This window comes from Variovorax sp. GW821-FHT09B01, assembly GCF_059418345.1.
Genome location: NZ_JBWKPQ010000004.1, coordinates 186,981 through 199,519, shown reverse-complemented (window position 1 = coordinate 199,519; position 12,539 = coordinate 186,981). Strand labels below are relative to the sequence as shown.

At 70.8% G+C, this 12,539-nt stretch carries 10 protein-coding genes; 7 read left to right on the top strand and 3 right to left on the bottom strand.

Translation table 11 applies throughout. From position 1 onward, the window contains the following. The first annotated feature begins 75 nt into the window (after positions 1–75). From AC07RV_RS15435 to AC07RV_RS15410, 6 genes are all read left to right on the top strand, one after another. Positions 76–1,194 (top strand): aminoglycoside phosphotransferase family protein, encoded by a 1,119-nt coding sequence (locus tag AC07RV_RS15435; RefSeq protein WP_296774715.1) that lies wholly within the window; start codon positions 76–78, stop codon positions 1,192–1,194. Between the two features lie 87 nt (positions 1,195–1,281). Beyond that, positions 1,282–2,016, top strand: coding sequence for a 16S rRNA (uracil(1498)-N(3))-methyltransferase (locus AC07RV_RS15430; RefSeq protein ID WP_296774713.1), 735 nt, complete (start codon positions 1,282–1,284; stop codon positions 2,014–2,016). A gap of 109 nt (positions 2,017–2,125) precedes the next feature. Further along, positions 2,126–3,493 carry a M20/M25/M40 family metallo-hydrolase gene (locus AC07RV_RS15425; protein ID WP_492714075.1) on the top strand — a complete coding sequence of 456 codons (1,368 nt, stop codon included), beginning with the start codon at positions 2,126–2,128 and terminating at the stop codon, positions 3,491–3,493. A 99-nt stretch (positions 3,494–3,592) separates the two neighbouring features. Beyond that, complete coding sequence (locus tag AC07RV_RS15420; protein ID WP_093343565.1) at positions 3,593–4,054, top strand: YidB family protein; 462 nt, start codon at positions 3,593–3,595, stop codon at positions 4,052–4,054. 132 nt (positions 4,055–4,186) lie between these two features. Continuing rightward, positions 4,187–5,356 carry an MFS transporter gene (locus tag AC07RV_RS15415; protein ID WP_296775624.1) on the top strand — a complete coding sequence of 390 codons (1,170 nt, stop codon included), beginning with the start codon at positions 4,187–4,189 and terminating at the stop codon, positions 5,354–5,356. A 54-nt stretch (positions 5,357–5,410) separates the two neighbouring features. Further along, complete coding sequence (locus tag AC07RV_RS15410) at positions 5,411–8,347, top strand: DUF4132 domain-containing protein (protein ID WP_296775622.1); 2,937 nt, start codon at positions 5,411–5,413, stop codon at positions 8,345–8,347. A gap of 10 nt (positions 8,348–8,357) precedes the next feature. Here the strand turns inward: AC07RV_RS15410 and AC07RV_RS15405 are convergent, their stop codons facing one another. Next, positions 8,358–9,221, bottom strand: coding sequence for an alpha/beta hydrolase (locus AC07RV_RS15405; protein ID WP_296775619.1), 864 nt, complete (start codon positions 9,219–9,221; stop codon positions 8,358–8,360). After that, positions 9,218–10,729: a M20 family metallopeptidase gene (locus AC07RV_RS15400; RefSeq protein ID WP_296775616.1), complete on the bottom strand. Its 1,512-nt coding sequence runs from the start codon at positions 10,727–10,729 to the stop codon at positions 9,218–9,220. The genes AC07RV_RS15405 and AC07RV_RS15400 overlap by 4 nt, the downstream gene beginning before the upstream one ends. Positions 10,730–10,824: 95 nt before the next feature. Between AC07RV_RS15400 and AC07RV_RS15395 the strand changes: the two genes are divergently transcribed. Continuing rightward, positions 10,825–11,727 carry a DUF72 domain-containing protein gene (locus tag AC07RV_RS15395; protein WP_296775614.1) on the top strand — a complete coding sequence of 301 codons (903 nt, stop codon included), beginning with the start codon at positions 10,825–10,827 and terminating at the stop codon, positions 11,725–11,727. Positions 11,728–11,758: 31 nt separating this feature from the next. On the opposite strand, the gene AC07RV_RS15390 is transcribed toward AC07RV_RS15395, so the two are convergent. Further along, positions 11,759–12,280: a bactofilin family protein gene (locus tag AC07RV_RS15390; RefSeq protein WP_256222563.1), complete on the bottom strand. Its 522-nt coding sequence runs from the start codon at positions 12,278–12,280 to the stop codon at positions 11,759–11,761. Positions 12,281–12,539 lie beyond the last annotated feature (259 nt).

The window sequence follows — 12,539 nt, the reverse complement described above, 5'->3', positions numbered from 1 at the left end:
CCGGCGGCGAACCGGTCCGATCGGGCGCCGATCGCAGAGGTTGCCGTGCCAGGCGGTTTGTAGAATCGATTATCCATGACAGCACCCCCGCCCCCGGCCTCCACGGCCCCAGCCCTCCATGGGGCCATTTCCTGGACTGATCCGCAACGGGCCGAAGCGTTCCGGGGTTGGCTTGCCGGCATCGCGACGACGCATCGCCTGTTGCCCGACACCGTGCGGCTCGCCTCCGCCGACGCGAGCTTCCGCCGCTACTTCCGCGTCGACGGCACCGGCCCCGAGGGCACGCGCATCGTGATGGACGCGCCGCCCGACAAGGAAAACAGCGCGCCCTTCGTCCAGGTGGCGCAGCTCATGGCCGAGGCCGGCGTGCATGCGCCGCGGGTGCTCGAATGGGACCAGCCCCACGGCTTCCTGCTGCTCGACGATCTGGGCCGCCAGACCATGCTCGAGGTGCTCGACCCCGAGCAGCCCGACACCAGCCGCCCGCTCTACGACCAGGCGATCGACGCGCTGATCCGCTGGCAGCTCTCCTCGAAGCCCGGCGTGCTGCCGCCCTACGACCGGGCGCTGCTCGAGCGCGAGCTGTCGCTGTTTCCCGAGTGGTACCTGGGCCGCCACCGCGGCGTCGCCATCGAGGGCAAGCTGAAGGAACGGCTGGAGCGCAGCTTCAAGCTGATCGTCGACAGCAACCTCGCCGCGGCCAGCGTCTACGTGCACCGCGACTTCATGCCGCGCAACCTCATGGTGGCGCCGGGCGACACGCTTGCCGAGCGCGCGAAGACGCCGCTGGGCGTGCTCGATTTCCAGGACGCCGTCTACGGCCCGATCACCTACGACATCGCCTGCCTGATGCGCGATGCCTTCCTGAGCTGGGACGAGGAGTTCGTGCTCGACATCACCGTGCGCTACTGGCAGAAGGCCCGCAAGGCCGGCCTGCCGGTCGACGAGGACTTCGGCGCCTTCTACCGCGCGGTCGAGTGGATGGGCCTGCAGCGCCACCTCAAGGTCGCGGGCATCTTCGCGCGGCTCACGCTGCGCGACGGCAAGCCGCGCTACCTCGCCGACACGCCGCGTTTCATCGCCTACATCCGCGCCACCGCCAGCCGCTACAGCGAACTCACGCCGCTGCTGCGGGTGATCGACGAGGTCGAGGGCACGACCGCGACCACCGGCTTCGCCTACGGCCGGGTCTGATCGCTGAAGAAGCGCTGAACGAAATCTGAAGAAAGAGACGCTGTATCGCCCATGCAACATGGGAATGCAGCTACGAATCTCATAGCAATGCCGCGTTTTCACTGCTCCGTTCCACTGCATGCCGGCGCCACGCTGGCGTTGCCGCCCGGTGCCGCGCGCCACGTGCAGGTGCTGCGGCTGCAACCCGGCGATGCCATCACGCTGTTCGACGGCAGCGGCGGCGAGTACGCGGCCACGGTCGATCGCATGGGCCGCAGCGAGGTCAGCGTGGTCGTCGGTGCGCACACGGCGCGCGAGAGCGAGGCCGCGCGCGCCGTGCACCTGGCGGTCGGCATGCCGGCCAACGAACGCATGGACTGGCTGGTCGAGAAGGCCACCGAGCTCGGCGTGGCGAGCATCCAGCCGCTGGTCACGGCGCACGGCGTGCTGCGGCTGGCCGGCGAGCGCGCCGAGAAGAAACGCGCGCACTGGGAGGCCATCGCGATCGCGGCCTGCGAGCAGTGCGGGCGCAACCGGGTGCCGATGATCCATCCGGTGCGGCCGTTTTCCGGCTGGCTCGATGCGGCGCCGGACGATGGCGGGCACGGCCCGGCACTGCGCCTCGTGCTGAGCCTGGCCGAGGGCACGCGCGCGCTCGGCGACGCGCTCGCGCAAGCCGGTGGCGACCCGGCCGCGGTGCAGGTGCTCAGCGGCCCCGAGGGCGGCCTGAGCGGCACCGAGGAGGCCGAGGCCATCGCGCGCGGCTTCGCGCCCGTGACGCTGGGCCCGCGCGTGCTGCGCGCCGAGACCGCCGCGCTCGCGGCGCTGGTGCGGCTCGCCTGAGCCGGCGGCCCGCATCCTCCTGGGTGTTTTCCGCGACGCGCGAGCGCGGGCCTTTCGGAACAATGGAGCGTCACGTTCCATTGCATCGTTTCCAAAGGATCCTTCGCCCATGCATCGACCGCTTCGCGCGCCCCGGCTCGCCCCGCTGACCTTCGCCGTCGCACTGGCGGCTTTCGGCACCGTTCAGCTCGCCAGGGCGCAGAGCGCGCCGGTGGCACCTACGCCGGCGCAGGTGAGCCCCGAGGTCGACCGGGCCTACACGCAGCTGATGGCGGCGCCCGCGATCCAGAAGCTGCTCGAGGCGGTGAAGGCCGACCACGAGCGCACGGTGGAAGAGCTGAAGACGATGACCGAGATCGAAGCGCCGCCGTTCAAGGAACAGAAGCGCGCCGAGGCCTTCCTCGCGCGCATGAAGGCCCTCGGCCTGCCGGATGCGCGCATCGACGCCGAAGGCAACGTGGTCGGCCTGCGCAAGGGCACGGGCCACGGCCCGAAGCTGCTGGTCTCGGCCCATCTCGACACCGTGTTCCCGGCCGGCACCGACGTGAAGGTCAAGGAACGCGACGGCAAGCTCTATGCGCCCGGCATCGCCGACGACACGCGCGGGCTGTCCGTGCTGCTGTCCTGGCTCAAGGTGCTCAACGAGAACAAGGTCCAGACGCAGGGCGACCTGCTGTTCGTCGCCAACGTCGGCGAGGAAGAACTGGGCAACCTGCGCGGCATGAAGGCGATCTTCCGCGACCACCTCGACATCGACGGCATGGTCGGCCTCGAGCCTTCGCCCGACGGCCACGTGCTGGTGCTGGGCACCGCGAGCCATCGCTACGAGGTGAACTTCAAGGGCCCGGGCGGCCACAGCTTCGGCGCCTTCGGCCAGGTGCCCAGCGCGATCCACGGCATGGGCCGCGCCATCGCCAAGATCGCCGAGGTGCGCACGCCCAGCTTCCCCAAGACCACCTTCACGGTCGGCACGGTCGGCGGCGGCACCTCGGTCAACACCATCGCGCCCGATGCGCGCATGGCGATCGACATCCGCTCGGACGACATGGCCTCGCTGCTCGAGGCCGAGAAGAAGATCCTGGCCACGCTCGACGAAGCCGTGGCCGAGGAGAACAAGCGCTGGAACGTGAACACGCTGAGCGTGAGCACCAAGCTGATCGGCGACCGGCCCGGCGGCCGCACGCCGACCGACTCGGTGATCGTGGAGGCAGCGGTGCGCTCGAACAGCGCCTTCGGCCACAAGACGCTGCTGCGCGGCGGCAGCACCGATGCGAACGTGCCGATCTCGCTGGGCATCCCCGCGATCATCATCGGCGGCGGCGGCAAGTCGGGCGGATCCCATTCGACCAACGAGTGGATCGACGTGACAGATGGATGGAAAGGCGCGCAGAATTCGCTGGTCACCGTGCTCGGCCTGGTCGGCGTTCCGGGCGTGAGTCCGGCCCTGCTGCCCAAACGCGCGGCACGTACCAAGTAATTTGTCACGTTGTAAGCCGAAAGTCAGCAAGCAAGATTTCGGCAACATTCCACCGCCTGGGAAAATCCCGCGGTTCTGTCACACACCAAGGAAAAAGCCATGGGATTGCTCGACTCGGTACTCGGTCAGGTGCTTGGAGGCGCTGCGCAACAGCAGCAGCCCCAAAGCGGAGGACTCGGCGGCTTGGGCGATCTGGGAGGCTTGGCCGGCGCGCTGGGCGGCCTGCTCGCCAACAACGGCGGTGCAGGCGGCCTCGGCGGCCTGGTTTCCAAATTCGAGCAGGCGGGCCTCGGCGACGTCATCGGCTCGTGGGTCGGCAAGGGTGAGAACCTGCCGGTCTCGGGCGGCCAGCTGCAGGACGCACTGGGCGGCGACACCATCGCCAACATCGCCTCGAAGCTCGGCATCAATGCGCAGACCCTGCTGCCGATGCTCGCCACCATGCTGCCGGCACTGATCGATCAGCTCACGCCGCACGGCAAGGTGCCCGAGCAGGGGCTCGGCAACCATGAAGATCTGCTGGGTTCGCTCAGCGGCCTGCTGCAAGGCCGGCAGTCCTGAATTGCAAGAAGCGGATCAAGGATTCGGCGCCCGCGAGGGCGCTTTTTTTTGGCCCGCTGGCGCAGCCCGGCCCGTTCGCGTAGAACCGCGGGCTCGCCCATCGTCCGCAACCCCCGTGCCGCTTCCTCCCCCATGAATCGCAACCTCTGGCTGCTCGCCATTTGCCAGGGCCTGTTCCTGACCAACAACGTCACCTTCATCGCGATCAACGGCTTGGTCGGCCTCGCGATCGCGCCGCGCGGCTGGATGGCGACGCTGCCGGTGATGGGCTACGTGGTCGGCAGCGCGCTCGCCACCGGGCTCGTGGTGCGCAGCCAGCGCCGGTTCGGCCGGCGCGGCGCGTTCCAGATCGGCCTGGCCGTGGCGCTGGGCTCGGCGCTGCTGTGCGCCTATGCGGCGTTCTCGAAGGACTTCTGGCTGCTGTGCTTCGCGACCGTGGTCGCGGGCTACTACAACGCCAACGCGGGGCTCTACCGCTTCGCGGCGGCCGAGCTCGCCGCGCCCGACTGGCGCGAGAAGGCGGTCTCGCTGGTGATGGCCGGCGGGCTGATCGGCGCGGTGGCCGGCCCGAACCTCGCGGCCGCCACGCGCCAGATGTTCGCCGTGCCCTTCGCGGGCGCCTATCTCGCGCTCGCGCTGGTGGCGCTGCTGTCGATGGCGCTCATGCGCTTCATCGAGTTCCCCGCGCCGCCGGCGCGCGCGCAGGGCGGCGGACGGCCGCTGGCCGAGATCGCGCGGCAGCCGGTGTTCATCGTGGCCGCCGCCGCGGGCGCGCTCGGCTACGGCGTGATGAACCTGCTGATGGCCGCGACGCCGATCGCGATGCAGATCTGCAGCCTGCCGTTCGAGGACGCGGCGCTGGTGCTCGAATGGCATGTGATTGGCATGTTCGCGCCGGGCTTCTTCACCGGCCACCTGATCCGCCGCTTCGGCGCGCTGCCGGTGATGGGCGCGGGGCTGCTGCTGAACCTGGCCTGCATCGCGGTCGCGCTGTCGGGCGTGGAGCTGCGGCATTTCGCGATCGCGCTGTGCCTGCTCGGCGTGGGCTGGAATTTCCTCTTCACCGGCAGCACCACGCTGTCGCTGACCGCCTACACGGCCGAGGAGCGCGACCGGGCCCAGGGCGCGCTCAACTTCTGCGTGTTCGCGACGCTGGCGCTGACCTCCTTCGCCTCGGGCGTGCTGGTGACGACCCAGGGCTGGCAGTTGCTGAACCTCGGTTCGCTGGTGCCGGTGGCGCTGACCGGCGCCGCGCTGCTGTGGCTCGCGCACACGCGCCGGCGCGCACGCACCACGGCCTGAAGCGGTCACGGCCATCCCCGACAATCCCGCCCGCATCAACCACAGGGAGAGGCGATGGCGGCTGGCCGCAAGGGGAAGCAGGGCGACGATCCGGGCGCGTTGCCCGATGGCACGGTCCGCTGGACGGCGGCGATGCGCGGCGCGCTCGCCGAATTCCGCAACACGCCCTGCCGCCAGTGCGGCGCCACGCTGTCCGAAAACCAGCCGCTGCATGAGCAGCTCGACCACATCGGCCGCCACCCGCAGCCCGCCTGGCAGCAGCGGCCGGAAAGGCTGCGCGTGCTCGAGCTGCATGGCGCCGGCGCGCTGCCGCTGTTCCTCGAGCCCGCGCCACGCAAGGAAGCGCTGGCCGACCTGCTCGCGATCCACCATGCCGACGCGGTGCGCTTCCTCGTGGGGCAGGTCCGGCATCCCGAATGCAAGACGGCGCTTGCGAAGCAGGCCGAGCGCTGGCCGCTGCTGGTGCTGCGCGAACTGCTGGCGGCCAACCCGGCGCGCCACCAGGCCGGCGCGGCGCTGGTGCTCGAACTGCTGGCCGCGCATCCCGAATGGCAGGCGCCGCTCGAAGCGGCCTGCGACGAGCCCCAGCGCAAGGCGCTCGCGCGGCTGCAGGCCGACGACGGCGGCGGACTGGCCGATGCCGAACCCGCGCAGTGGCCGGCCTTCCTGCGCGCACCGCCCTGGAGGGACAGGCAAGCGCTGCCCGCGATTCCAGTGCTGGCGCTCGATGCCGTCGAACAGACCGCGCGCCTGCACTGGCAGCACGCGGTGCCGCGGCGCTATCCGCCGGTCGGCGGCGAACCCGCGCAGTGGCTGGCCGATGAAGTGCGCGAGGCGCAGCAGCGCGGCGAACGCCAGCTGGCCGAGTACCCGCGTCCGCACCACACGACGCAGCCGCCACCCGAGGCCCGGGCCTGGGACCGCCCGCGCAAGGCGCTGTGGATGCTGGGCCTGAAGGCCGAGCGCATCGAGGACGCGCTCCGCGACCACGGCGCCAGCCTGTCGGCGGACGACTTCGGCCAACCGCCCGGCGACTCGTGGAACTGCGGCGACCAGCTCTGGCAATTGCCCGAGCCGCTGGCGATGGCGGTGTTCGCGCGGCTGCCACCCGCGAGCCACTACATGGGCGACGCGAGCTACCTGCGGCCGCTGCTGCACCGCTTCGGCACGGCCGCGCTGCCGGGCCTGCCGCCCTATCTGAAGCAAGGCTCGCGCGCCATGTTCGAGCTGGCCGCGGTGATCGAATGGGACCGGCTCGCGCCCTGGATCGCCAAGGGCTTCCACGGCAACCGCTGGGTGCGGCAGGAAGCCTGTGCCTGGCTCGGCCGCTATCCCGAGGCCGCCGCGCGTGGCTTGGTGCCCGACGCGCTCGGTGCACCGGGCATCGCACGCGATGCGGCGCAGGCCGCGCTGCGCTGGCTGCACGAAGCCGGCCATGCCGATGCGGTCCGCGCGCAGGCCGCGGCCCATGGCCCGGTCGCGGCCGAGGCCGTGTCGCAGTTGCTCGCCATCGCGCCCGAACATCTGCTGCCCGAGACGCTGCCGGTGCTGCCGAAGTCGCTGCCGCTGTCGACCCTGCCGCGCCTGGTGCTCGCCGAGGACGCCACGCGGGCGCTGCCCCTGTCGCTGCTGCCCGACGTGCTGATGACGATGGCACTCGGCAAGCCCGAGACGCCGTATCCGGGGCTCGCGGCGCTGCAGGCCGCGGTCGCGCCCGAGGCGCTGGCACGTTTCGCACGTGCGCTGCTGGCCTGGTGGATCGGTAATGGCCGGCCAAGCAAGGAGCGCTGGATGTTCGCGCTGCAGGGCCGGCTCGGCGACGACGAGACCGCGCGCCAGCTCGCGAGCCTGCTGCGCCAGTGGCGCGCGGCGCTCGACCGCGTGCGCGCCTACGACGCGCTCGCGATGCTCGGCGAGATCGGCAGCGACGCCGCGCTGATGCACCTGGGCGAGCTCGCGCGCCAGACGCGCTACGCCGACCTCAACGCGCGGGCCTCGGCGCTGCTCGACGAGGTGGCGGCGCAGCGCGGCCTGAGCCTGGCGCAGCTGGCCGACCGCACGGTGCCCGAGCTCGGGCTCGATGCGCGCGCGGGCCTGGCGCTCGACTTCGGCCCGCGGCGCTTCGCGCTGCAGATGGACGACCGCCTGCAGCCGCTGCTGCGCGACGACGCGGGCAAGCCGCTGAAGGCGCTGCCCAAGCCCAATGCCGCCGACGATGCGGCGCTGGCCGCCGCCGCGACCGAGCAGCTCAAGGAACTGCGCAAGCTGGCGAAGACCGTCGCGGCCACGCAGTTGCGCCGGCTCGAGGCCGCGATGTGCGAGCAGCGGCGCTGGACGCACGGCGAGTTCATGGCCTTCCTGGTGCGGCATCCGGTGATGCGCGTGTTCGTTCGGCAGCTGGTGTGGGGGCTGTTCGGCGGGAACGGCTCGCTAGAGGCGAGCTTCCGCGTGAGCGCCGAGGGCGAACTGGTCGATCCGCACGACGATCCCTTCGCGCTGCCCGACGACGAGGGCGCGCGCATCGGCATCGCGCACCCGCTCGAGTTCGCGGCGCGCGACCCCGCGCTGGCGACCGCCTGGGCCTCGGTGCTGGCCGACTACGAGATCGTGCAGCCCTTCGAGCAGCTCGCGCGGGCGCACTTCACGCTCGATCCGGCGCTGCGCACGCAACGCGCGCTGCCGCAGTGGACCGGCCGCACGGTGACGAATGCCGGCCTGCTCGGCCTGGAAGCGCGCGGCTGGCAACGCGAGATTGGCGACGGCGGAATGGTCCATCGCTTCGGCAAGCCGGTGGGCGAAGGCCTGGCGATCTGGCTGCAGGTCGAGGAGGGCTGGTACGTGCAGGGCGCGGCCGATCCGAAAGCGCAGCAGACGGTGGCGGGCGTGGCGCTCGAGGGCGCCGAGGGCCACTGCCTCGGCGACGTGGCGCCGATCGCGTGGAGCGAGGTCGAGCGCGACCTGCAGCGCGCGGTGTGGGCGCCGACGCCCTGAACGCCCGCGCTCAGGCCGCGGCGGGAAAGCGCCGCTCCAGCCAGCGCTCGAGCGCGTCGAACACCGGCTGTGCCTCGAGTTCGTTGAAGAGCTCGTGATAGAGCGTCTCGAAGCCATGCGCCTCGACCTGCCCGCTGGCCGCGGCGGCCTGCGCGAAGGCCCGGCTCGCGGCCGGCTTCACGAGCCGGTCGTCGCCCGCGTACAGCAGCAGCGTGGGCACCGGCCATCGCGGCGCCGCGCGCAGCACGGTCTCGCCTTCGTAGGCCAGGAAGCGCGCGAGCCGGCTGCCGATGCGGTCGTGGGTCAGCGGATCGTCGCGGTAGGCCTGGACCACGGCGCGGTCGTGCGAGAGGAAGTTGTCGTCGAGCCCGTTGCCCACGCGCAGGTTGGGGGCGATGCGCGGCAGCACCGCGAGCAGCAGCTTCTGGAAGCCGCTCAGGCCCGGATCGAGCCCCGGCGACGAGAGCACCAGTCCATCGACCGGCCGCACGCCGCGCGCCACCAGGCTCGCCGCGACCAGCCCGCCCAGGCTGTGGCCCAGCAGCACCAGCGGCAGGCCCGGGTTGGCGGCGCGCGCATCGTCGATCACGAGCGCGAGGTCGTCGACCAGCCGCAGCTCGCTCGGCAGGCCGCCGCGCGCGCCGCTCGAGGCGCCATGGCCATGGTGGTCATGGGCCCAGACGGCGAAGCCCCAGCCATGCAGCCGCTCGGCCAGCGCGTGGTAGCGGCCGGCATGCTCGCCGAGGCCGTGCACCAGCACGACCACGGCGCGCGCCGGGCCCGGCGCGGGCAGGCGGCGCAGCACCAGCGTTTCGCCGCCGGGCGCGGCGAGCGACACGCGCTGCGGCTCGGGCAACGCGGCCCGCGGGTTCACGCGGCCGCCGGGGCTTCCTGCGCGGCGCGGTGCGCGGCCGGCAGCGCCGCGATCACCTCGGCCACGGCGGCCGTGAGCTTCTTGGCGTAGGGCACGTGCAGGAACTCGTTCGGGCCGTGGGCATTGCTCTTCGGGCCGAGCACGCCGCAGACCATCATCTGCGCGGTCGGGAAGCCGGCGCTCAGCATGTTCATCAGCGGGATCGTGCCGCCCTGGCCGATGTAGCCGCAGGAGGCGCCGAAGTGGGCGCGCGAGGCCTTGTTGAGCGCGTCCTCGAACCACGGCGTGATGGTGGGCGCGTTCCAGCCGGTGGCGCCGCCGTTGCTTTCGAAGGTCACGCGGGCCTGGTAGGGCGCGTTGTCCTCGAGCAGGGCCTTGAGGCTGCCGACCGCCTCGGCCGCGTCGACCAGCGGCGGCAGCCGCAGCGAGAGCTTGAAGGCGGTGTAGGGGCGCAGCACGTTGCCCGCGTCCTTCAGCGCCGGGAAGCCCTCGGCGCCGGTCACCGACAGCGTGGGCTTCCAGGTGCGGTTGAGCAGCGCCTCGACCGGGTCGGTGGTGGTCGGCAGTGCGAACATGGTGGAGCCGCCGCAGTCGTAGTGCGCCCACGGGAAGCGCTTGTAGACCTCCTCGCCGAGGATCGCGGCCGTGGCCTTGGCCTGCGCCAGCCGGTCGGGCGGCACCTCGCAATGGAAGCTCGCGGGCAGCAGCCGGCCGGTGGCGCTGTCCTCGAGGCGGTCGAGCACCTGGCGCATGATGCGGAAGCTCGAGGGCACGAGCCCCGAGGCATCGCCCGAGTGGATGCCCTCGGTCAGCACCTCGACCTTGAGCGTGCCGCTGGCCATGCCGCGCAGCGAGGTGGTGAGCCACAGCTGGTCGTAGTTGCCGGCGCCCGAGTCGAGGCAGATCACCAGTTCGACCTCGCCCAGGCGCGGACGCAGCGCGTCGACGTAGGGCAGCAGGTCGTAGGAGCCGCTCTCCTCGCAGGTCTCGATCAGGCCGACGATGCGCGGATGGGCCGTGCCCTGACGCTTGATGGCCTGCAGCGCCGCGATGCTGGCGTAGACCGCGTAGCCATCGTCGGCGCCGCCGCGGCCGTAGAGCAGGCCGTTCTCGTACTTCGGCGTCCAGGGGCCGAGGTCGTTGCGCCAGCCGGTGAACTCGGGCTGCTTGTCGAGGTGGCCGTACATCAGCACGGTCTCGCGCATATCGGTGCCGGTGGCGGGCACCTCGAAGAACAGCACCGGCGTGCGGCCCTCGAGGCGCACGATCTCCAGCTTCAGGCCCTCGACCTTCTGCGCCTCGACCCAGGCCGCGGCATTGCGCAGCACGGTTTCGAGGTGGCCGTGGGCCGACCATTCCTTGTCGAAGCCCGGCGACTTGGCCGGAATGGCGATGTAGTCGGTGAGCTGGCGCACGATGTCGCCGTCCCACTGGGCGGTGACGTCGGACAGGGCCCGCTCGGCGTCGAGCAGGCCGGCGGGGATTTCGCGGTGCAGGGGAGCGTTCATCGGGGTTCTCCGCGGTGGGGTGGCGAGACAAAAGCCGCATTTTGCGCCCATGGCCGCGGGCGCGTAGAGTGCGGTCGATCAACCTGGAGGGCGACGTGAGCAAGGCATCGACGACTCGGATCAAGGTGGGCATCGGCGGCTGGACCTACGAGCCCTGGCGCGACAACTTCTACCCCAAGGGGCTCGCGCACGCGAAGGAACTGAACTACGCGAGCCGCCACGTCAGCGCGATCGAGATCAACGGCACCTACTACAGCACCTTCAAGCCCGACAACTTCCGCAAGTGGCGCGACGACACGCCCGAGGGCTTCGTGTTCTCGATGAAGGCCTCGCGCTTCGCGACCAACCGCAAGCTGCTTTCGACCGCGGGCGAATCGATCCGCCGCTTCATCGACAGCGGCGTGACCGAGCTCGGCCCCAAGCTCGGGCCGATCGTCTGGCAGTTCATGCCGACCAAGCAGTTCGATGCCGAGGACTTCGAGGCCTTCCTCGAGCTGCTGCCGAAGAAGGAGGGCAGCACGCCGCTGCGCCACGTGATGGACGTGCGCCACGAGAGCTTCATCGTGCCGGCCTACAAGGCGCTCGCGAAAAAGCACAAGGTGTCGACCGTCTTCACCGACGCCGACAAGTTTCCGTCCTTCGAGGAGCCCGAGGGCGAGTTCGCCTATGCGCGGCTCATGATGGCCGACGCGAAGCAGAAGACCGGCTATGCGGCGAAAGCGCTCGACGACTGGGCCGAACGCGCGCAGGGCTGGGCCGGAACCACCGCGAAGCCGCGCGAGGTGTTCGTCTACTTCATCAACGGCGCGAAGGAGCGCGCACCGGCAGCGGCGGCGGAATTGCTCAAGCGCCTGGGCTGGGAAGCGCCGGCACCGGTGGAAGAACCGGCAGCGGCACCGAAGGCGCCCAAAACGCCGAAGCCGCCGGCTGCCGCGAAGAAGGCGGCGGGCACGGCGGCCAAAAAAACGAAGACCGGGGCGGCTTCGAAGAAAGCCTGACCCGGCCCACGTGGCGATCGGGAACGGCCGATCAGGCCGCGGCTTGCACCGCGGGCTTGGCGCCGAAGCTGATCTCGCCCGAGATCTGGCCGCCTTCCTCGATCACGATCTTGCCGTAGCGGATCTTGCCCGTGACCTTGCCGGTCGAATGGATCACGAGCTTCTCGCGCACCGTGAGGTTGCCATCGAACACGCCGCGGATCTCGGCGATGTCGATCTCGGCCGAGCCCTTGAACTCGCCCTGTTCGGCGATCTGCATCAGGCGCGAATCCATGGTGGCCTCGACCAGGCCTTCGACCACGAGCGTGTCGCAATCGGTGATCTCGACGCCCTTGAGCTTGATGTTGGGGCCGACGGTGAGCTTGCTGCCGCCTTCCTTCACGGCGGGTGCGGCGGCGGCGGCATTGAGGCCGGCCTGGGCGGTCAACGAGGAGGGATTGACGGGGGAGCCCGAGAGGTTGGTGCCCGAGCCCACGAGCGGCGCGGGCCTGGAGGTCAATGCATCGTTTTCGCGTTCGCGCTTGCCGAAGAAAGGGGAGGAAGAAGTGGCCAAAAGAGAGCTCCTCATGAAAAGGACTATCGTAAGAATGCGCTGGAGGCCTCCTGCACTTCATTGCGCAAGAGGCGTAACCGAATAAATCGGTCGCGCGCCATCATCGCCCGATTCGCTGGCGGTGCCAACCACAAAGGACGATGTCTTTCACGGGTGCGCGAAGCGCGGGAAGTTCCCGCAGTTCGCGCTGTATGCGACGGACTCCGACCCGAACGATGCACGTGCGCATCGACAATGCGCCGCAGCCCACCAGCGACCC

Excerpts from the sequence above, each read along its gene's own strand:
- AC07RV_RS15430 (WP_296774713.1), top strand. The coding sequence starts at position 1,282 with ATGCCGCGTTTTCACTGCTCCGTTCCACTGCATGCCGGCGCCACGCTG.
- AC07RV_RS15400 (WP_296775616.1), bottom strand. The coding sequence starts at position 10,729 with ATGAACGCTCCCCTGCACCGCGAAATCCCCGCCGGCCTGCTCGACGCC.
- AC07RV_RS15415 (WP_296775624.1), top strand. The coding sequence starts at position 4,187 with ATGAATCGCAACCTCTGGCTGCTCGCCATTTGCCAGGGCCTGTTCCTG.
- AC07RV_RS15435 (WP_296774715.1), top strand. The coding sequence starts at position 76 with ATGACAGCACCCCCGCCCCCGGCCTCCACGGCCCCAGCCCTCCATGGG.
- AC07RV_RS15425 (WP_492714075.1), top strand. The coding sequence starts at position 2,126 with ATGCATCGACCGCTTCGCGCGCCCCGGCTCGCCCCGCTGACCTTCGCC.
- AC07RV_RS15410 (WP_296775622.1), top strand. The coding sequence starts at position 5,411 with ATGGCGGCTGGCCGCAAGGGGAAGCAGGGCGACGATCCGGGCGCGTTG.
- AC07RV_RS15420 (WP_093343565.1), top strand. The coding sequence starts at position 3,593 with ATGGGATTGCTCGACTCGGTACTCGGTCAGGTGCTTGGAGGCGCTGCG.